Source organism: Novosphingobium sp. (genome assembly GCF_965229225.1).
In the GTDB taxonomy this organism is placed as follows: domain Bacteria; phylum Pseudomonadota; class Alphaproteobacteria; order Sphingomonadales; family Sphingomonadaceae; genus Novosphingobium.
On the sequence record NZ_OZ245867.1, the window covers coordinates 1,908,428 to 1,928,627 of the forward strand.

Sequence of the window (20,200 nt, forward strand, 5' to 3'; positions counted from 1 at the left end):
GATTCCTTGTATCCTTTATGGACGGTGTTCGTCCAATAATAATCGGGAGGGACCCGGAATGCAGCCAGAGGCCATCGATCGCCCGCTTTCCGGCCTCGTGGTGGTCGATCTCGTCGCCAGCCCGCTCGCGGGAATTGCCCGAACCATGCGTGAACTCGGCGCCGAGGTGATCCGCCTTGAACTGGGCGGACGCGGCGGCTGCCCGCAGGATCAACCCCGCGCCGAACTCGCCTATTGGACGGCCAATCTCGGCAAGCGAATCGAAGCGATCGAGGAAGCAGACCTCCCCGCACGCCTGGCCTGCGCTGACCTGATCATCGAAGACCTCTCCGCCGAATCGGACAGCATCGATTGGGCCGCGATCCGCGCCGCCAACCACGCGCTCGTCCACATGACCGCCACCGGCTTCGGCCTCGGCAACGCATGGTCGCACTGGCAGTGGACTGACGGCGTGCTCCACGCCCTTACCAGCGAACTCTCGCGCTCAGGCATCAAGGGCCGTGCGCCGCTGCTCCCGCCGGGCGAGATCGCGCTGCAATGCGCCGTGGCGCAAGGTGCCTTCGTCGCCATGGCCGCGCTGACGCAGGCGCTGGTGAGCGGCATCGGCACCCATGTCGACTACGCTGCGCTTGATGGCGCGATGCAGGCGCTTGATCCCGCTTTCGGCATTTCCGGCAGCGCCACCAATGGCCGCCCTGCCGCCTCGCTGCCCCCCGGCCGCCCGCCCAAGGGCGTGCAATATCCGATCATCCCCGTCGCCGATGGCTACGTCCGCCTTTGCGTGCTCGCCCCGCGCCAGTGGCAGGGGATGCACGCGATGATGGGCTCGCCCCCGGAGTTCGCCGGCGCCGAATTCAACGACATCATGGTCCGCTTCAAGAGCAGGGAACTGCTCGCGGCGATGCAGGCGTTTCTGGCGGACAAGACCCGCGCCGAGATCGAGGCGCTCGGGCAGCAGCACGGCGTCCCCCTCGCCGGGCTCAACACCCTCGCCGATTGCCTTACCGCCGACCATATCCGCGCGCGCGGCATGTTTGCCGAGGCAGATAGCGACGCAGGTCGCCCCGTGCCGTTCCCCAATGGCCTGATGGTGATCGATGGCGAGCGCATGGGCCCCATCCATGCCAGCACTGCCGAGCACCCCACCCCCGCCCCTACCCCCGCATCAGTCCATCCCGCCAGACCGCTCGAAGGCCTTAAAGTCCTCGATCTCGGCGTCATCGTCGTCGGCGCGGAGACCGGGCGGCTGCTCGCCGATCTCGGCGCAGATGTCGTGAAGATCGAATCGAGCGCCTTCCCCGATGGCTCGCGCCAGACCTGGCTGAAGATCGGCCTTTCCAGCAGCTTCGGCGCCGGGCACCGCAACAAGCGCAGCCTCGGCCTCAACCTCAAGTCCGAGGAAGGAAAAGCCCTGCTGCGCCGCATGGTGGCGGATGCGGACGTGATGCTCTCCAATTTCAAGCCCGGCACACTGGAATCGCTCGGCCTCGGCTATGAAGAGCTCAGCCGCATCAACCCGCGCCTGATCGCGGTCGAATCGAGCGCGTTCGGCGCGAGCGGCCCATGGTCGAAGCGCATGGGCTATGGCCCCCTGGTGCGCGCCGCCGCGGGGCTGACCGCGATGTGGCGCTATCCTGACGATCCCGAGAGCTTCTCCGATTCGGTCACGATCTACCCCGATCATGTCTGCAGCCGGATCGGCGCGAGCGCGGTCATGGCGCTGCTGGCGCGCCGCATGCGCACCGGGCGCGGCGGTCATGTCGACGTGAGCCAGGCCGAGGTAATGCTGGCGCACCTTGCCAACGAGATCGCGGCCACGGCGCTGGGCCTGCCCGCGCGCGAGGATGCCGCATCGGGCGTGTTCGCCTGCGCCGGGGAGGACGCATGGTGCGTCGTCAGCCCGCGCGACGCGGCGGACCGGGAGCGCCTCTCTGGCGTGATCGGCGGCGAGGATCTGGCCGAATGGCTTGCGCAGCGGACCCCGGAAGAAGCGGCGCAGACCCTGCAGGCCGCCGGCGTGCCCGCCGCGCCCATGCTCCGCGCCGCCGATCTTGCCGATCACCCCTACTACGCCGCGCGCGGCCTCTTCCGCAGCGATCCGCACAATCTGCTCCCCGAACCGATGACCGCCGAGCGGCGCCCTGCGGTCTGGCAATCGATCCCGGATGCGGACGCCCGCCCTGCCCCGCTCATGTGCCAGGACACTTACGCCGTGATGCACGACTGGCTGGGTATGGACGAAGCCGAATGCTGTTCCCTTGAAGCGGCAGGCGTGCTCGAAACGATCCCCGAGAAGATCCGCGAGATGGTCGCCACCAAATCCTATCTGGAGACTGCCCGATGAATGCGATGACCGATCCCGAACGCATACCTGTCATCATCGGCGTCGGCCAGTTGAACGACCGGCCCGCGAGCCCCGATCTCGGGCTCGATCCGCCGGGCCTGATGGCCGCAGCGCTGCGCATCGCGGAAACCGATGCGGGCGGAAATCTGCTCGGCGACCTCGACAGCCTCGCCATCGTTGACCAAATCAGCTTCCGCCACCTCGGCAATCTGTGCGACCGCGTGGCCGCAGCCATCGGCGCGAACCCGGCGGTGAACTACCAGTCCGAAGCCCCGCATGGCGACACCCCGATCCGCCTGCTCAACGAAGCCGCAAACCGCATCGGCGCAGGCGAAGTGAAACTTGCCGCCGTGGTCGGCGCGGAAGCCCTGCGCACCGCCGCAGGCCTTGCCGCGCTGGCGGCAAAAGGCGAGGACAAGAGCTACAACGCGGTCCGCAATGTCTCCACCCGCCGCGATCCCACTTACGCGCAGGCGCATGGCCTGACCGCGCCGGTCGATGTCTACCCGATTTACGAAAATGCCGGTCGCGCCGCTTATGGCCAGACCTTGGCCGAAGCGCAGGCCGAAAGCGGCGCGATCTGGGCGGGCATGAGCCAGGTTGCCGCCGCCAATGAAGGCGCGTGGATCAGGAAAGCCGTGAGCGCTGAGGAGATCCTTACCCCCGGCCCAACCAACCGCCCGCTCGCTTTCCCTTATACCAAGCTCACCGTAGCCAATTCGTCGGTCAATCAGGGTGCAGGCTTCCTTGTCGCCAGCCTCGCCGAAGCGCGGCGGCGCGGCATTCCCGAGGAGCGGCTGATCTACGTCGGCATGGGCGCCGCTGCGAAGGAGGACCCCAGCATCCTGCGCCGCGACCGCTATGATCGCTCCTCCAGCATGGACACCGCGATCCGCCGCACGCTGGAGCTCAACGCGATGACCGGCGCCGACTTCGACCATGTCGAGCTTTACAGCTGCTTCCCCTGCGTCCCCAAGATGGCGCGCCGCGTGCTCGGCTGGCCACTGGATAAGCCCGCCACGGTGTTTGGCGGGCTGACATTCGGCGGCGGCCCCATCGCCAATTACATGAGCCATGCGGTCGTCTCGATGGTGGAGCGCCTGCGCCCGAATGACTCAGGGGGCGGCGATGGCCAGACCGGGTTCCTGTTCGCCAACGGCGGCTACGCGACGGACAACCATTGTATCGTCGTCTCGCGCCAGCCCATCGCCGCCGCGCGCTTCCCGCAGAACTTCGACTATCAGGCCGAGGCGGATGCGGCGCGCGGGCCTGTGCCCGAACTCGACAAAGACTATGTCGGCCCCGCGAAGGTCGAGAGCTACACCGTGTTCCACAATCGCGAGGGCGTGCCTTCGGCTGGTGTGGTCATCGCGCGCACGCCAGAGAGCAAGCGCACGCTCTGCCACATCGATGTGGCCGATCCCGCGATGCTTGGCTTCTTCATGGATGGAACGGTGGAGCCGGTCGGCACCAGCGGTGCGATTGCCGTGGTGGGCGAACGACGGGTTTGGGGGCGGTAATCCCAGATCAAATTTGCCAGTAGGGCGCTGCCGCCGCGCGCTCTAGGATCGCGCCAGGATATCAGGGAGAGAGCAATGAGCGGACGGTTCGCAGGCAAAGTGGCGCTGATCACCGGGGGCACTTCGGGCATCGGGGCGGGCACCGTGCGGCGGCTCGCGAGCGAGGGCGCGAAGGTCGTGTTCACCGGCTCCAAGGCCGATGCCGCCGCCGCGCTCTGCGCCGAAACCGGCGCGCAGTTCGTCGCGCACCGCGTGGAAGATGCCGCCGCGTGGGAGGCGCTGATGGCCCAGATCAAGGCCGAGCATGGCCGGCTCGACATTGCCTTCGCCAACGCCGGTATCGAAACCGGCGACAGCAGCGTTGAGGACATCACCATGGAAGCGTGGGAGCGGGTCATGGGGGTAAACCTCACCGGCGTGATGCTGACCATCCAGCACGCGATCCGGGCGATGCGCGCCAACCCAGATGGGCCTACCGGCTCGATCGTGGTGAACTCTTCGATGAGCGCCTATCGGCCGCTCGCCAACTATGTCGCCTATTCAGCGAGCAAGGGCGCGCTGATTGCGCTGATGAAATCCTCGGCGCTCCACTGCGCCACTCTGAAGACGAAGATCCGCGTCAATTCGATCCACCCCGGCGTGGTCGAGACCGAATTGATCCGGGGCGTGATTGACCGCTCGCCCGACAGCGCCGCCGCGCGTGCACAGTTCGAAGCCATGGCGCCGATTGGCCGCATGGCGCAGGTCGAGGAAGTAGCCGCGCTGGTGGCATTCCTTGCCTCGGACGAAGCGGGTTTCATCTCCGGTTCGGAATATGGGATCGATGGGGCGAGCACGGCGGGGATGATGGGGGTTTAAGGTCCGCCCCAATACCTCGTCATCTCCGCGAAGGCGGGGATCCAGGGCAACATTGCGCTGCGCCGGCTCTGGATCCCCGCCTTCGCGGGGATGACGAAATGGTGGTTGGGGTTTGGACGGCCCTCAGGCAGCCGCCCCTAAATACCCCAATTGTCCCGCCTTGAAGACGGCCTGGCTGCGGTTCACCGCGTTGAGTTTCTCGCCCGCGCGCTGGATGTGATAGCGCACGGTGGCGTGGCTCAGCGCCAGGATCAGGCTGATTTCCTTGTCGGTCTTGCCGATGGCGGCCCAGCGCAGGCATTCCACTTCGCGCTTCGAAAGGCGGCAATCGCTCGGGATCCACTGCTGCGTGCGCATCGTGCTGACGTAGCTCGCCACGAAGCGCCGGGTCAGCGCGCCGAGGAAATCGCCGTGCTCGGCAAACACGTTCGAAAGGTCGTCGAGCGTCTTGTCCACCGGCACGAAGCTCGCCGCTGCGATCTGGCCGAACGAGAGGTGCGAGGGGATGACGATCATCGCCCGCGCCTTGCTGAACTTGTGGAACTCCGAAAAGTTCAGGTCTTCAAGGTAGTTGTTGCGGCTGACGGTGAAGGCACCGTGGGCGTTGCACCAGAAGGGCTCGCTCTCGTAGCGGCTGGCGCGCGGGAAGGGCGAGGAGAGCGCCAGCGTGCCGTTCTCCCACCAGCGCTCGCCATCGGCGGTCCAGCCGAAGATGTCGGCGTTGATGATCTTGCCATCGGCATCGAGCATCTGCTCCTTCGACGAAATGTCGGGGCAGACCGCTATGCGCAGGTCAAGCTTCAAGGCAACGTCGCGAATGGCAATTGCGGCGGGCCGCACGTCTTCAACGGCCCGAATCGTCACCTGCTCGAAGGTGGTGTTCGCCCAGTCCATGCTGCATCCTCTGGCCGGTGCCGGTTATTCCGCCATCCGGGTCGATTCGCATGCTAACCTACTGCGTGCCGTAGCGGAAGCCCCATCCGAAACGGTTCGGAAGTGGGGCTTCCGGGTAACAGGTCAGAGGCCCAAGACCTGCTTGGCGATAATGGTCTTCTGCACTTCGTCCGAGCCGCCGAAGATCGTGTAGGCGCGGCCGTTGAGATAGGCGGGCATCGAAAGCTGCGCAGCGCGGCTGCCGACATATTCGGGGGCCTCGTTGCCATAGAGCGGGCGGGTGACGGGGAGCTGCAACCCGTCATAGCCGAACAGGTCCACCGCGAGTTCATCGATCGCTTGCCGCAGGTTCGAGCTCGTCAGCTTGACCAGCGAGGTCTGCGGCCCGGCCGGGCGGCCCTTGGCGAGCTCGGCCAGGATGCGCAGCTCGGTCACTTCGAAGGCTTGCGCCTCAAGCCGCAGGCGGGCCAGACGCTGAGAGATGTTGGGATCGTGGATCATGGTGCCGTTGGTGCCCGAGGCTTCCTCGCGCGCCCAGCGTTCGATCCGGTCTAGCTTGGCCAACAGCGCCGGTGCCGCGCACGAACCACCGCGCTCGTTCTCGAGCAGGAACATGGCGATCGTCCAGCCCTGCCCTTCCTCGCCGATCAGGTTGTCCGCCGGGGTTTCGGCATTGTCGAAGAAGGTCGCGTTGACCTCGTGGTCATTCGCCATCGTGATGATCGGTGAAACGCTGACCCCCGGCTGCTCCATCGGGATGAGGAGGAAGCTGATGCCGCGCTGCTTCTGCACGGTGGGATCGGTGCGGACGAGCGCGAAGATCCAGTTGGCGTGATGCGCGTGGGTGGTCCATATCTTGGAGCCGTTGACCAAGTATTTGTCGCCCACACGCTCCGCACGCGTCTTCACGGCGGCAAGGTCTGACCCCGCGCCGGGTTCCGAATAGCCCTGGCACCAGTAATCCTCGCCCGAAATGATGCGGGGGAGGAAACGGGCCTTCTGCTCGGGCGTGCCGAAATGGCAGATCACCGGGCCAACGAGGCGCAGGCCGAGGATCGGCAGCGAGGGCGCGCCGGCAATCGCGCATTCCTTCTCGAAGATGTACTTCTGCGTCGGCGTCCAGCCCGGACCACCGTCCTCGACCGGCCACGAGGTGGCGAGCCAGCCCTTCTCGGCGAGGATCGCCTGCCATTCGCGGGTGATGTCGGGCTCGGTGAACACGCTCGGCGTGCTGGCCGCGCCCTCGCGCAGGCGGGCGTTGAGCTTGTCGTCGAGGAATGCGCGCACTTCCTTCTGGAAGGCGAGATCCTCGGGGGCAAAATCCATATCCATCAGGCTATCTCACTCATGGCCCAGCGAATGCCGCGGCGCAGTGTCTCGTAATACACGGGATAGTTCCAACTGCAGCGTTCGGGATGTGTCCAAAAGGGCAGCAATTCAATGACATCGAAGTGGCTGCGGCAGTGGCCGAGCGTATTGTAGAGCACCCCGCCCTTGCCGTGATCGCGCAAGTAGAGGATCGGCACGACGACATTCGAATAGTTCGCTTCGATGAATCCGGTTGCCTCACCATCGAAGCGCGTCTGCATCAGGATCTTGATCGGCGCCTTTTCCTTCATGATGTAAAGCTCGTCGATCACGTCGAAATCTTCGAGACCCTGCGTAAGCGGATGGGTCTTGTCGACCACCTCGACACGAAACGGCCCGATGGGCGGATGCGCCTTGAACTGGGTGCCGAGCACTTCCATCACGTCGTCGCGCTCTTCGGGGCAATCGACCCCGCCTTCGACGAACTTGAGGATCGAATTGGTGCCATGGAGCGCCAGCCAGCGCCCGCCCCGATCGAGGAATTCCTTGATCTTCACCGTTTCTTCCGGCGTCGGCAGCACAGTGCAGGTGTAGGTCACGAGGAACTGGCACTGCTCCAGCCGCTCGGTGTTCGAAAAGTCCATCGCGACGGTGGTGCGGATTTCCGGATGCTCGCCCAGCAGCTTGAGCACTTCGAGCCGGGCGAAGTCGATATCGTGGTATTTGCCGGCGGCCACGAAGTGGGCATCGATCCGCTTGGTCATTCCTAACACTCCAATTACCCGCCGCGGTCACGCCGCGCGGGCGTAATCCAGAATATCGCTCGCCGGATCGCCGAACAGCTTGGACAAGAGCACGATCCGCTTGAGCCCGTGGCCGATGCCGAGCTCGTCGCTCATGCCCATGCCGCCGTGCAGCTGCACCGCCTGATGGCCGACCCAGATCGCGTTTTCAGCAACATGGGCCTTGATCGCCGCCATCGGCGCCGCAGGCTGCAGCAGCGCGCGAAGAATCGCGGACTGTATGCTCTCGACCCGCGCATAGGCATCGACCATGCGGTGCTGAAGCACCTGGAACCGCCCCAAGGGCTGGCCAAACTGCTCGCGCGTCTTGAGGTATTCCAGCGTGTCGGCAAACAGGCGCTGGGCAATGCCGGTCATCTCCGCCGCCGCCATCAGCCGCGCCTCGTCGATCACCGCGGCGAGGTCCGCCGTGAGCGGGCCTTCCGCCGCCGCATCGTGGAACGTCACGATCGCCGCGACGCCGCCATCCGCGACCGGATAGGGCCGCACTTCGACTTCCGCCGCCTTGGCATCAACCACGTAAAGCCCGGTCTTGCCGTCTTCCTCGGCGGTCACCACGAACACATCCGCCGCACCGCCGCCCAGCACGAACTGCTTTGTGCCGGAAAGCTTGCCGCCCTTCGCCTTGACGCCCTGTGCTTCGAGCACGAAGCGCCGACCCGGCTCGGCAAAGGCGAAGGCCGCAATTGTCTCGCCCGCGATGACGCCCTCAAGATGGGCCGAGCCAGCCAGCAGCCGCGCGGGGAGGAAACCGCATTCGAGCCACGGCTCGACCGCCTGCGCATGGCCCAGCGCCTGCGCCACCACGGCGAGATCGCCGTGCGATCCATCCATACCGCCATCGGCTTCACCGGCAGCAAGGCCGATCAGCCCCAGTTCCGCCAGCTCCTTCCACCGCGCGCGGTCGATGCCGCCCGGAAGCGACCGCGCCGCGCGCCGAGCCGCCACGTCCTGTCCCTGGCAAAAGCGCTCGACCGCCGCCTTGAACAGCTCCTGGTTCTCGTCGAGATCGAAGTTCATGCAGCTGCCTTCTTGAAGGTAATTGGCACCGAAACGAACCCGCGCAGCAGCAGGTTCGGGGAAACGCGCAGCTCCGCGCCGTCCTTGATACGGATATCGTCGAGCCGGCGCAGTAACTCGGTGAAGGCGACAGTCATTTCCTTGCGGCTCAGCATGTTGCCCACGCACATGTGGATGCCCTTGCCAAACGCGAGGTGCGTGCGCGCATTGGTGCGCTCGACATCGAACTTGTCAGGATCGGGATACTTCGCCGGGTCGCGGTTCGCCGCAGCATAGCGCAGCATGACCATCTCGCCCGCCTTGTAGCTGCGCCCGCCCAGCTCGGTGTCCTTCTTCACCAGCCGCCACATGCCCGCCGTCGGCGTATCGAGCCGCAACACTTCCTCGATCATGTTGCCGATCAGCGCGGGATTGGCGCGGACCTTGTCCTGCTGGTCCGGATTCTGCGCGAGGTGGACGATGCCGCCCGCCAGCGAGTGCGTGGTCGTCTCGTTGCCAGCCACCATCAGCTGCTGCGCGATCGAGAGGATTTCGGCATCGTTGAGCGGCGTTTCGCCGTCGAGCCGGGCGTTGACCACGTCGGACAGCAGATCGTCGGTTGGCGCCTCGCGGCGCGCGTCGATCTTGACCTTGAGCTTGCGCTGGAAGTCGACGATCTCGTGCGCGCACTCGATCTCGCGCTCACGCGGGATCATGTGGCCGAGCCGGTCCGCAAAGGCGTCCGACCAGCGCTTGACGTCGGCGCGCTCGGCTTCGGAAAAGCCCAGCTGCTCGCAGATCACCTGCACCGGCAGGCCGACGCTGAACGCGGTCACGAAATCACACTCGCCGTCCTCGATGAAGCCGTCGATCAGCTTGGTCACCTTGTCGCGAATACCCGCTTCGAGCGCATTCACGCGCGGCATCGAGAAGGCGAGGTTGACGAGCTTGCGGAAGCGCGTGTGGACCGGCGGATCGGCGGTCAGCAGCGTGTTCATCTGCGGCCAGCCTTCGGCCAGAATGCCGCTCACTTCCGGATCCTCGGCCAGCGCGCCCGAAAGCACGCCGCTGAAGTCGTTCGAAAAATCATCCGGACGCCCTGCCGCTTCCGAACACATCTCGTAGCTCATGATGATCTTCATGCCAGTTTCGGGCAGCTCGATCACCGGCGCATTGGCGTGGGCCCACTGGTAGAGCGGGAACGGGTTCTGCATCACCTCGGGATCGAGCAGTGATTTCGCGCTGGTCATTTCATTCATGGTAGTTCCCACTTGGTTCAGCTTGGATGTGGCACCGTCAAATACCCCGTGCCACGCGCGAAAATGCTAGGTTCGTTTGCCCTGCCGGGCAGGTTTTCAAGAGTGTACCATAACGCCGCCGTCGACCATGATCCCCTGCCCCGTGATAAAGCGCGCATCGTCGGTCGCAAGGAACACCATGACATCCGCCACATCTTCCGGCTGACCGATCCGGCCCAGCGCCGAACGGCCCGCGTAATAGTCCTTCGCGCCCGGCGTGCCTTCGAACAGATCGCGCGTCATGCCCGTCGCAATGGCGCCCGGCTGCACGCAGTTCACCGTGATCCCGTTTGGCCCCAGTTCCATTGCCAGCGCGCGGGTCAGCCCCAGCACCGCATGCTTCGAGGTGGTGTAGGCCACCAGCCCCGCATCGCCATAGCGCGACATGATCGAGCCGACATTGACCACCCGCCCATGGCCGGAGGCGGCCAGCATCGGCATCAGCGCGCGGGTCAGCTTCATCACCGCGGTCACGTTGATCGATAGCGCGGCGTTCCACGCTTCCTCGGTCATCTCGGTAAACGGGCCGTTGGGGCAGACGCCCGCGTTGTTGATCAGGATGTCGCAGCCGCCGAGCAGGCTTTCCGCCGCCCCGGCGATCGCGGCGATGGCTTCGGGATCGCCAAGGTCTGCCACCAGCGTATGCGTGCCGACGATCCCTGCGCCCACCCGGTCAACGCCGAGCACATGCGCACCCTCGGCCAGCAGCCGCGCCGCTGCCGCCGCGCCCATGCCCGATGCCGCGCCGGTGACGACAGCGCGCCGACCGGTGAGGTCACGCCCACGCGCAATCGTCATGTCAGGCAAACTCCCGCTGGAACTCGGCCATGTCGAAGTAATCACGCCACCGGCTGACCTTGCCTTCGGCGTTGATCTCGAACGTCCCCGAAACGCGGATCGAACGCCAGCGCCCGGCGACCAGAAACTTGTCGGTACGCTCGGTCAACACGACATTGCCATTGGCGGCGATGTGGTGGGTGATCCACTCGGTGCCTTCGATGGGCGGAAACTGCCCCATCAGCGCCTGAACCCCGGCGAGGCCGACGGCCGGCTCCATCGGGATGTTATGCCAGACGATATCCTCCGCCATCATGGCGAAGGCCGCGGGGGCATCGCCCCGGTTCCACGCGGCGATGAAGGCCTCGACGATCTCCTGCGGGCTCATGCGCTTCTCCCTTAGCTCTGCGCTGTCCATTCCAGCGCATTGGCAACCACGCGGCGGACGACGGGGTTCGCATAGGTGTGCGGCCCATCGCCGAACTGGCAGTAGACCATCTGCGCCGTGCCGATCGGCTTCGTCCACGCCACCAGATTGCTGCCCGGCGGGTGCGGCCAATCGCTGTTGTCGAACATCCGCCCGGCCACGGCATGCGCCGCCGAATAGAAGTTTGCCGCCACGTAATCATGCTGCGCGCGGATCAGCGGTGTCACTTCGCCCTCGAACACCTCGCCTAGATAGAGCTCGTCATTCACCGGGAATGTTGCCGGGACGCCGACCAGCACCGGATGTTCCGCCACCAGTTCGGCCGTGTAGTCCACGTCATGACGATAGCCCGAATCGAGCTTCATTTCCCCGCGCACCGGGCCGGGCTGATAGAGGAACCGTCCGCCCAGCCACTCGCTCCATTGCGGCCACTCGGCCCAGCCGGCAATCGCATGGTGCAGCATGACCGCGCCGCGCCCACTGGCGAACCGCCGCTCCAGCGCCGCCTTGAAGCCTGACGACGGCGCCGCCGTCTTCACCGTGCCATCGGCAAAGGTATAGCCCGGCATATCGTAGAACAGCATGGCGTCTGCGTTATCTGCGGCCCCGGCGGCCACCCGCTCCTCGGCTTCGGGATGGACGTAGTGGGTCACCTCCCAATCGCCGAGACTTTCCAGAAACGCCGCAAACGGACCTTCCTCGTAAGGATGGCCACCGGAAAGGACGAGGAGCGTCTTCGCCATGCCTTAGCTCAGCTTCAGGATCATCTTGCCGTCGTTCGAGCCGCTGAACAGCCGCAGGAACGCAGGCAAGGCATTGTCGATGCCTTCATCGACATGCTCGTCAAACACCAGCTTGCCCTCGGTCATCCAGCCCGCCATCGCGGCGATGCCTTCGCCGAAGCGCGGCACATAATCGGCCACGAGCAGGCCCGTCAGCGAAGCGCGCTTCACGATCAGCTGCCACACATTGCGTGCGCCAGTCTTTTCGCCCGCGTTGTTGTACTCGCTGATCAGGCCGCAGAGGCCGATGCGGGCATACATCGCGAGGTTGTTGAGCCCCGCATCAAGGATATCGCCGCCCACGTTCTCGAAGATCACGTTGACGCCCTGCGGCGCAGCCGCTGCGATCTCGGCCGAGAGCTGGTCCACGCTCTTGCCGCGATAGTCGATGGCGACATCGAAGCCGTAGCGCTCCACCAGCCGCTTGCACTTCTCCGACCCGCCCGCGATGCCAATGACTTTGCTTGCGCCCTTGAGCTTGGCGATCTGGCCAACCAGCGAGCCAACTGCGCCCGCCGCGCCGGTCACCATCACCACATCGCCCGGCTGCGGCTTGCACACTTCCAGGTAGCCGAAATAGGCAGTCATCCCCACCGCGCCGAGCACCGAGAGGAAGTTCGTCGGCGAAGGCACGATGGTCGGATCGATGGCCGCGCTGAAGCCGCCGGACTGCGAGACCGAGTATTCCTCGATCGCATTGAGCCCCGAAACCCACTGCCCCACCGGGAAATCGGCGGTCTTGCTCGCCACCACTTCGCCCACGGTCGAGGCGCGCACCGAGGTCCCCAGCGGGATCGGCGGCATGTAGCTCGGCGCATCGTCCATCCAGCCGCGCATGGCGGGATCGAGCGAGGCGTAGTGATTGCGGATCAGAAACTGGCCTTCCGCCAGCTCAGGCAGCGGTTCGGAAACCAGGCTGAAGTCTTCGGCCACCGGCGCGCCATTGGGGCGGCGGACCAGAAGGAAACGGCGATTTACATCGAGCAATTCTGGCACGGACAAGCTCCTGAACGGGGGACTCCCCGAAACGCTAGAGCCTAGACCCCGCCACAGCCAAGACGACTCTCATTTTTGCCCATTGGAGCGTGGCTCACTCCCCATTTTGTCAGGTGAACGTGCCCCCCATCCCACCCACAGTGCGGGCAGGCCGCCAGCCAGCGCGGCGATATGGGAACTTCACAAGGATTCTGGGGACCATGGCAGAACCGTTCTTCGATCACCCCTACCTTTCCGGCCACCACGCGCCGATCCGGTTCGAGGCCGATGCGCCCGATCTGATCGTTGTGGGCAAGCTGCCTGACGATCTCGCCGGCATGTTCTATCGCAACGGCCCCGATCCGCTCTATGCCCCGCGCGAGGGCGACTACCACTGGTTCGATGGCGACGGCATGGTCTTCGCGTTCGAGTTCGCGGATGGCCGCGTCTCGCTGCGCAACCGCTGGGTCAAGACCGAGAAGCTCGAACTCGAGAAAGCCGCCGGGCGCCGTCTGTTCGGCATTTTCGGCAATCCGATGACCTCGGACCCCAGCGTGCAGGGCAAGCGCTACAACACCGGCAACACCAACATCATCCTCCACGGCGGCCAGCTTCTCGCGCTGATGGAAGGCGCGCCCCCGGTGGCGCTTGATCCGCGAAAGCTGGATACGCTGCACGAGGAAACCTACGGCGGCCTCGTCACCTCCAGCTTCTCCGCCCATCCCAAGATCGACTACAAGACGCGCGAGATGATCAACACCGGCGCTGCCATCCACGGCATGATGGGCCCGGCGGAAATGCGCTATGACGTGGTTGCGGCGGACGGAACGATCCGCAAGACCGAGATCATCCCGATGCCGCACTTCAGCCTGATGCACACCTTCCTGCTGACGGAAAACTGGGCAATCTTCCCGTTCATCCCGATCGACACCGACCTCAAGCGCTTTGCCGCAGGCGGGCCGATGACGGCATGGGTCAACGACCGCCCGACCAAGTTCGCGGTCATGCCGCGCGAAGGCACGGCGGATCAGATCAAGTGGTTCGAGTTCGAGCCGCGGCACATGTTCCACGAACTCAACGTGTGGGAAGAGGACGGCAAGATCATTGCCGACGTCGCCGCCGCCAATGGCACGGCCTTGTTCCCGGACGAGACCGGCGCGCGCCGCACCCATCTCGATACCCAGCAGAGCCTGCGCCGCTGGACCATCGACCCCACCGGCAACACCGGCTGGATCAAGGAAGAGGTCCTCAACGGGCGCGACATCCAGTTCCCCCGCCCCGACGACCGCCTGATGACTCGCAAGAGCCGCCACAGCTTTGCCAACATCAACCTGAAATCGCGCGATGGGCGGGTCGAAGGCATGGACGCGGTGCTGCGCTATGACACTGAGACCGGCGAGGAGGACATCTGGCACTTCGGCGCGGGCGCCGCTGCGGGCGAGCTGGTCTTCGCGCCGCGCCTCGGCAGCACGGACGAGGCAGACGGCTATGCCATGACGCTCGTCCACCCCGCGAACAGCGGCACCAGCGAATTGGCGATCTTTGCCGCCAAGGACATTGCTGCCGGCCCCATCGCCCGCGTCCTCATTCCCTTCCGCGTGCCGAGCGGCTTCCACTGCAACTTCTACGCCGAGGACAACCCGCTCTACCAGCAAACTCTGGCGAACTGACAAAGGCCCCACATGACCAAGATCCCCGCGCACCTCGCGCAGTTTGCCGCCGACGGCAGCTGGACCAACATGACTATCGGCGATTACGCGCGCCGCTGGGCCGAGACCGATCCGGACAAGGTCGTATACCTCAATAATCCCGCCGCGCCGACTTACGCCAGCCTGCTGGCGGACGGCGAAGCGCTCGCCCGCGCGCTCCACGATCTGGGCCTGCGCACGGGCGACGTGATCGGCTTCCAGGTGCCCAACTGGGTCGAAGCCTCGGTGATCAACCTGGCGGCCAATCTCGGCGGCTTCGTTATCGCTCCGATCGTGCCGATCTACCGCGATGCCGAAGTGATCCAGATGCTGGGCGACAGCAAAGCCCGCGCGTTCTTCGTAGCTGAGAGCTTCCGGAACTACGACTTCGCCGGGATGGTGGACCGCGTGCGCCCGCACCTGCCGGACCTCAAGCACGTTATCTATGTGCGCCCCGCCGAACGGAGCCCTGATTTTGCCGCGCTGGTCGAGCATGGGCGGGGACTCAATACCCCGCTCGACAAGGTCGATCCCAACGCGCTGAAGCTCATCCTCTACACCTCGGGTACCACCGGCCGGCCCAAGGGTGTGCTCCATTCGCACAACACGCTGGATCGGGTCGCGCAGTTCGGCAGGCACTATAGCGGCGTACCGAACGACATCACGCTGATGCCTTCGCCCGTTACCCACATCAGCGGCTTCTCCGGCGGGCTCGAAAAGCCCTTCGCCTCGGGCAGCCAGGTCGTCCTCATGGAAGTGTGGAAGGCCAAGGACGCGGTCGAACTGATTGACCGCTACGGGATCACCTCCACCGTCGCTGCCACGCCCTTCCTGCAGGAACTATGCGACGCGGCGGAGGCAGTCGGCTCCAAGCTGCCCACCTTCCGCCGCTTCGCCTGCGGCGGCGCGGCCATCCCCTCGGAACTGGTCTACACCGCCAACAAGCGCCTCGCGCACCCCTGCGCCTACCGTGTCTACGGCAGCAGCGAAGTGCCGCTGGCGACCCCCGGCATCCTGCCGGAAAACAGCCTCGTGGAAGCGGCTGAAACCGATGGCGCCGCGCTCGATTACGAACTGCGGCTGGTGGACGACGACGGCAACGAAGTGCCCCATGGCACCGATGGCGAAATTCTCGTGCGCGGCCCCGCGATGTTCCTCGGCTATGCCGACCCGGAGCAGACCCGCGAATCGCTGACGGATGACGGCTTCTTCCGCACCGGCGATATCGGCAGGATCACCCCCTCGGGCGCACTCGTCATCACCGGGCGCAAGAAAGACCTCATCATCCGGGGCGGCGAGAACATCAGCGCCAAGGAAATCGAGGATGTGCTCCACCTGAACCCCGCGATCAAGGAAGCTGCCGTCGTCTCGATGCCGCACCCGCGCCTTGGTGAAGGCATCTGCGCCTATCTCATCCCGATGGGCGAAGATCGGCCGGACATGGCCGCGCTTTCAGCCTTCGTCAGCGAGGCTGGCCTCGCCAGGCAGAAGTGCCCCGAACGCATCGAATGGGTGGACACATTCCCCCGCACTGCCTCGGGCAAGATCCGCAAGGACCAGCTGCGCGCGATGATCAAGGCGCAGATGGAGGCAGAGAAGGCGGGGTAAGCGCTAGCCGCCTTCCGCGCCTTCCAAACCGCATAATCTCCACACCCGCCGTCACCCCGGGCTTGACCCGGGGCTGGGCTTTTCTTGGGGCGCAGCGCGTGACCCAAGAAGCCAAACCCCGGATCAAGTCCGGGGTGACGAAACAAGAAAAGCCCCCTCTCCAGCCGGAGAGAGGGCTTTCGGGAATGAATGGATCAGCGTTTGGCTCAGCTCTGCGCCTGCAACGCCGCCATCGCAGCACCGATCGCTGCGCTGATCTCGCCCGGCCGCGGATTGCGGCGCAAGGTCAGGCCGCCGTTGATCTGCAGGTTCTGGCCCGACATGAAGCAATCGTCGCTCACCACCCACAGCGCCGCCTTGGCGATATCCTCCGAAGTGCCAACGCGGCCCAGCGGATATTCCTTGGTGAAGGCATCGACGAGACCGGGCACCGCAAAGGACTGCTCGGTCATCGGGCTTTCGGTGAAGCCGGGCGAGAGCACATTGGCGCGGATGCCCTGCGGGCCATACTGGTTGGCGACGCAGCGGATCAGCGCCTCAGAACCTGCCTTGGTCGCGATATAGGCGGCATGATCGTCGATCACGCACTGCGTGGTGGCCGAGGAGATCTGGATCAGCGAACCGCCATGCGGCATTGCCCTGACGAACGCGCTCAAGAAATAGTGCACGCCCTTAAGCTGCAGCGCGATGATCTGGTCGAGCTCTTCCTCGGTGATCTCATGGAGGCCCTTGAGCAGGCCCCAACCGGTCGCGTTGATCGCGATGTCCACCTTGCCGTGGCGGTCCAGCACCGTGGTCGCCAGTGCCTCGACATCGGCCTTTTTCGACAAGTCGCACAGCGCCCAATCGCCTGCGATCACGCCGGCAAACTTCTTGAGCTCCTCCGCCTTGCGCCCCGCGACGACGACTTTGGCCCCCGCATCGGCAAGCGTTTGGGCGATGTGCTGGCCCATGTTGCCCGCACCCGCCGCGCCGATCACGACAGCCACCTTGCCCGAGAGATTGGTCATCGCAGTCAGTCCTTTGCGGTGAGGAAGTTCGCCGTCGCGACCCCGTCCGGGCCATAGACCGGTTCCGAAATGTCGCAGCGATACTTGCGTGTATTGGCACCCAGGATGGTGAACCCGGCGAGATGCGCGCCCATCTTGAAGTAGGATTCGGCGAGCAGGTGCACGGCAAGGTCCTCGGCGGTCTCCCACTCCTCGAACACGTGGATGCGGCCCGGATGGTGCGGATCGAGGCTCCACGCGTAATGGCGGCAGCCCTTCTCCGCGAGAGCCATGTCGATCAGCGGCTGGGCGTCCTTCAGAACCTCGTCACGGACTTCCGGCGCAAAATCGATCTCACCTGCGACAACCACGATCATCACGAATACCCCTTCAGAACTGAAAAACTGCGGCTCTGATAGAGCCAGGTTCCGCCGCGCTTGACGTACGTGTCCTCGTAGCGGCCGATGCTGCGGCGCAGGTTGCCTTCGAGGTCTTCGAGCGTCTCGTTGGTGTAGACGCGGCCCGTGGCGGTATCGCCCTCGATGACGATGGCGCCGGTCTGATAGAAGAAGCCGACGAAGGCGAAGGTGCCCATCGCGCCCTGCCACAGGCCGACGATGGATTCCTTGCCGTTCACGATGTGACCCGCCAGATCCCAGACGGCATCGTCCGCCCAGAGCGCGCCCCAATCGGTGGCGTCGCGCCGAAACACGGCGTCGGCATAGTTGTCGTGCAGCGCGCGGATGGCGAGCTGGTCCTCGATCGGTCCGGTGATAGCCATATTCTCTCCCAATTGGAGGGGAGCCTAAGGCGATTCAGATGGCTCAGAAACTATCAATTCCGCGCGCTGTCAGCGCCCTCGTTTTGGCTATTCTGGCGTCGCAAAGGCCCGGGTTCACCGGGCGAAAGCCATGGATGGAGAGCGCGATGGATCTGGGTCTCAAGGGCAAGAAAGTCATCATGAACGGCGGGGCCCGCGGCATCGGCCTCGAAATCCTCAAGATCCTCACCACCGAAGGCGCCGACGTCGCGTTCTTCTCGCGCGATCAGGCCAAGATCGACACGGCCCTCGCCGCACTCGCCGGCAACGAGGGCAAGGCGCATGGCGACGCCTTCGACATGACGAACAACATCGAGGGCTACGTCGCTTGGCTCAATGGCGCGGTGGAGAAGCTCGGCGGCTGCGACATCTTCATCAACATGGCCAGCGTTTCCGGCGCCGGTGCCACGCAGGATTGGCAAAAGTGCCTCGACGTGGACATCATGGCTGCCGTCAAGGGCATCGAAACGCTCACCCCGGCGCTGGAGGCCTCGGGCGCAGGCTCGATCATCGTGATGTCGTCCACCGCCGCGATCGAGACCTTCATCATGCCGCAGGCCTACAACGCGATCAAAGCCGCGCTGATCACTTATGCCTCGCAGCTTTCGCAGGCTCTCGCGCCCAAGGGCATCCGCGTCAACACAGTCTCGCCCGGTCCGATCGAGTTCCCCGGTGGCAGCTGGGAGATGATCCAGGGCGCGATGCCGGACTTCTACAAGAGCATCAAGGCGCAGATGCCGATGGGCCGCCTCGGCGCGCCGGACGAGGTTGCGCGCTCGGTCGTGTTCCTTGCCAGCCCCGCCTCGTCATACTCCACCGGAGTCAATCTCGTGATCGACGGCGGCTTCACCAAGCGCGTGCAGTTCTGATCTCATGAGCAAAACTCCGCTCGAGCTCGCCCACACCATGCTCGGCTGCATCGACAAGGGTGATTGGGCCGGCGTGATGGCGATCACCTCGCCCGATTATGTCGTCCACGAACCGCCGGAGCTTCCCTTCGGCGGCGACTGGAAGGGGCAGGACGCGCTGATCCGCCTGTTCCCCCACGTCTGGAGCTACTGGGACGACGTGGTGGTCGACCGCCTCGGCATCCTGACGGACGAGAACTTCTTCTGCCTGCAGCTGCGCATGACGATGACCTCGAAGCTCACCGGAAACCGCATCAGCACCTCGCTTGCGGAAACCACCCGCTGCGTCGATGGCCTGATGGTCGAATACACCATCCACTACCACGATTGTGCGCTGGTAGCCCGCGAAGCCGGCCCGCCGCGCCCCGGCGCGGTGAAGCTGGAGGGGTGAGGCGATGGACCGTCTGAAAGGCAAGGTCGCCATCATCACCGGCGCCGCCAAGGGCCTCGGCGCGGCAGACGCCCGCCTCTTCGTGGCCGAGGGCGCGCGCGTGATCCTGACCGACGTGGATGACGCCGCCGGGAGCGCGCTCGCCGCCGAACTGGGCGAGAGCGCGGAATACAAGCGCCTCGACGTGACGAGCGAGGCAGAGTGGGAAACGCTGATTGCGGACATCGTCGCCCGCCACGGCCGGCTCGACGTCCTCGTCAACAACGCTGGCATTGTCGAATTCGGCGATCCCGAAACGCTGACCGAAGTGAACTACCGCAAGATCATGGCCGTCAGCCTCGACGGCGTCGTCTTCGGCACCAAGCATGCCATCCCGGCGATGGCCGTGAACGGTGGCGGCTCGATCGTCAACATGGCCTCCATCGCCGCGATTCAGGGCGAGCCGACGTTTGCCGCCTATAGCGCCGCCAAGGGCGCGATCGATGCCTATACCCGCGCTACCGCCGCTTACTCGATCAAGAACGGACGCGGCGTGCGCTGCAATTCGGTGCTCCCCGCCGGGATCGACACGCCGATGGTGCAAAGCCTCGGCGGCAAGCTCGCCGCGCTTGGCGCTGCCGCGCCGGTGCACGACAACGCCACCGCGATGAACCGCCTCGGTGCCCCCGTCGATGTCGCCAATCTCGTGCTCTTCCTGGCCTCGGACGAAAGCCGCTTCATCACAGGTCAGAGCCACGTGATCGACGATGGCGCCTCGGTCATCGCCGGGAGCACGGTGCCCCGCACGGATCGCTGATTGCGCGGAACTCTG

Annotated in this window: 20 protein-coding genes; 8 read left to right on the plus strand and 12 right to left on the minus strand. The window is 65.2% G+C overall.

Annotated features, from left to right (window positions below; translation table 11 throughout):
• Positions 1–58 precede the first annotated feature (58 nt).
• From ACO06X_RS08725 to ACO06X_RS08735, 3 genes are all read left to right on the plus strand, one after another.
• On the plus strand, positions 59–2,344 hold the full coding sequence (locus tag ACO06X_RS08725) for a CoA transferase (protein ID WP_421839532.1): 2,286 nt from the start codon (positions 59–61) through the stop codon (positions 2,342–2,344).
• The gene (locus ACO06X_RS08730; RefSeq protein ID WP_421839533.1) at positions 2,341–3,864 is read left to right on the plus strand and encodes an acetyl-CoA acetyltransferase; all 1,524 of its coding nucleotides are present in this window, start codon (positions 2,341–2,343) and stop codon (positions 3,862–3,864) included. Before ACO06X_RS08725 ends, ACO06X_RS08730 begins: the two co-directional genes overlap by 4 nt.
• A gap of 75 nt (positions 3,865–3,939) precedes the next feature.
• Positions 3,940–4,722 carry an SDR family NAD(P)-dependent oxidoreductase gene (locus tag ACO06X_RS08735; RefSeq protein WP_421839534.1) on the plus strand — a complete coding sequence of 261 codons (783 nt, stop codon included), beginning with the start codon at positions 3,940–3,942 and terminating at the stop codon, positions 4,720–4,722.
• A 123-nt stretch (positions 4,723–4,845) separates the two neighbouring features.
• Here ACO06X_RS08735 and ACO06X_RS08740 read toward each other — a convergent pair whose 3' ends face one another.
• The 9 genes from ACO06X_RS08740 to ACO06X_RS08780 form a co-directional block, all read right to left on the minus strand.
• Positions 4,846–5,616 carry a helix-turn-helix transcriptional regulator gene (locus ACO06X_RS08740; RefSeq protein WP_298167329.1) on the minus strand — a complete coding sequence of 257 codons (771 nt, stop codon included), beginning with the start codon at positions 5,614–5,616 and terminating at the stop codon, positions 4,846–4,848.
• Positions 5,617–5,739: 123 nt separating this feature from the next.
• Entirely contained in the window at positions 5,740–6,948 is a 1,209-nt protein-coding gene (locus tag ACO06X_RS08745) for an acyl-CoA dehydrogenase family protein (RefSeq protein ID WP_421839535.1), read from the minus strand.
• On the minus strand, positions 6,948–7,688 hold the full coding sequence (locus ACO06X_RS08750) for a ThuA domain-containing protein (RefSeq protein ID WP_421839536.1): 741 nt from the start codon (positions 7,686–7,688) through the stop codon (positions 6,948–6,950). The genes ACO06X_RS08745 and ACO06X_RS08750 overlap by 1 nt, the downstream gene beginning before the upstream one ends.
• A 27-nt stretch (positions 7,689–7,715) precedes the next feature.
• A complete protein-coding gene (locus tag ACO06X_RS08755; protein ID WP_421839537.1) occupies positions 7,716–8,747 on the minus strand; it encodes an acyl-CoA dehydrogenase family protein in 1,032 nt (343 codons plus the stop codon).
• Entirely contained in the window at positions 8,744–9,985 is a 1,242-nt protein-coding gene (locus ACO06X_RS08760; protein WP_421839538.1) for a cytochrome P450, read from the minus strand. Before ACO06X_RS08760 ends, ACO06X_RS08755 begins: the two co-directional genes overlap by 4 nt.
• A 96-nt stretch (positions 9,986–10,081) precedes the next feature.
• Positions 10,082–10,822 (minus strand): SDR family NAD(P)-dependent oxidoreductase, encoded by a 741-nt coding sequence (locus ACO06X_RS08765; protein ID WP_421839539.1) that lies wholly within the window; start codon positions 10,820–10,822, stop codon positions 10,082–10,084.
• 1 nt (position 10,823) lies between these two features.
• The gene (locus ACO06X_RS08770) at positions 10,824–11,189 is read right to left on the minus strand and encodes a limonene-1,2-epoxide hydrolase family protein (protein WP_421839540.1); all 366 of its coding nucleotides are present in this window, start codon (positions 11,187–11,189) and stop codon (positions 10,824–10,826) included.
• Between the two features lie 11 nt (positions 11,190–11,200).
• Entirely contained in the window at positions 11,201–11,971 is a 771-nt protein-coding gene (locus tag ACO06X_RS08775; RefSeq protein WP_421839541.1) for a ThuA domain-containing protein, read from the minus strand.
• A 3-nt stretch (positions 11,972–11,974) separates the two neighbouring features.
• Positions 11,975–13,012: an NADP-dependent oxidoreductase gene (locus ACO06X_RS08780; protein WP_421839542.1), complete on the minus strand. Its 1,038-nt coding sequence runs from the start codon at positions 13,010–13,012 to the stop codon at positions 11,975–11,977.
• 194 nt (positions 13,013–13,206) lie between these two features.
• Here ACO06X_RS08780 and ACO06X_RS08785 point away from each other — a divergent pair, with 194 nt between their 5' ends.
• Positions 13,207–14,655 (plus strand): carotenoid oxygenase family protein, encoded by a 1,449-nt coding sequence (locus tag ACO06X_RS08785; RefSeq protein ID WP_421839543.1) that lies wholly within the window; start codon positions 13,207–13,209, stop codon positions 14,653–14,655.
• Between the two features lie 12 nt (positions 14,656–14,667).
• The gene (locus ACO06X_RS08790; RefSeq protein WP_421839544.1) at positions 14,668–16,281 is read left to right on the plus strand and encodes an AMP-binding protein; all 1,614 of its coding nucleotides are present in this window, start codon (positions 14,668–14,670) and stop codon (positions 16,279–16,281) included.
• 206 nt (positions 16,282–16,487) lie between these two features.
• On the opposite strand, the gene ACO06X_RS08795 is transcribed toward ACO06X_RS08790, so the two are convergent.
• The 3 genes from ACO06X_RS08795 to ACO06X_RS08805 are packed head-to-tail and all read right to left on the minus strand — an operon-like array spanning position 16,488 to position 18,051.
• Positions 16,488–17,291 (minus strand): SDR family NAD(P)-dependent oxidoreductase, encoded by an 804-nt coding sequence (locus ACO06X_RS08795; RefSeq protein WP_298167296.1) that lies wholly within the window; start codon positions 17,289–17,291, stop codon positions 16,488–16,490.
• Between the two features lie 5 nt (positions 17,292–17,296).
• Complete coding sequence (locus tag ACO06X_RS08800) at positions 17,297–17,647, minus strand: putative quinol monooxygenase (RefSeq protein ID WP_421839545.1); 351 nt, start codon at positions 17,645–17,647, stop codon at positions 17,297–17,299.
• Positions 17,647–18,051 (minus strand): YybH family protein, encoded by a 405-nt coding sequence (locus ACO06X_RS08805; RefSeq protein ID WP_421839546.1) that lies wholly within the window; start codon positions 18,049–18,051, stop codon positions 17,647–17,649. Before ACO06X_RS08805 ends, ACO06X_RS08800 begins: the two co-directional genes overlap by 1 nt.
• A gap of 146 nt (positions 18,052–18,197) precedes the next feature.
• Between ACO06X_RS08805 and ACO06X_RS08810 the strand changes: the two genes are divergently transcribed.
• From ACO06X_RS08810 to ACO06X_RS08820, 3 genes are read left to right on the plus strand one after another with little or no spacing between them, the layout of a single operon-like run.
• Entirely contained in the window at positions 18,198–18,959 is a 762-nt protein-coding gene (locus tag ACO06X_RS08810; RefSeq protein ID WP_298167287.1) for an SDR family NAD(P)-dependent oxidoreductase, read from the plus strand.
• A 4-nt stretch (positions 18,960–18,963) separates the two neighbouring features.
• The gene (locus ACO06X_RS08815) at positions 18,964–19,389 is read left to right on the plus strand and encodes a nuclear transport factor 2 family protein (RefSeq protein WP_421839547.1); all 426 of its coding nucleotides are present in this window, start codon (positions 18,964–18,966) and stop codon (positions 19,387–19,389) included.
• Between the two features lie 4 nt (positions 19,390–19,393).
• Positions 19,394–20,185, plus strand: a complete 792-nt coding sequence (locus tag ACO06X_RS08820) for an SDR family oxidoreductase (RefSeq protein ID WP_421839548.1) — start codon at positions 19,394–19,396, stop codon at positions 20,183–20,185.
• Positions 20,186–20,200: the final 15 nt, after the last annotated feature.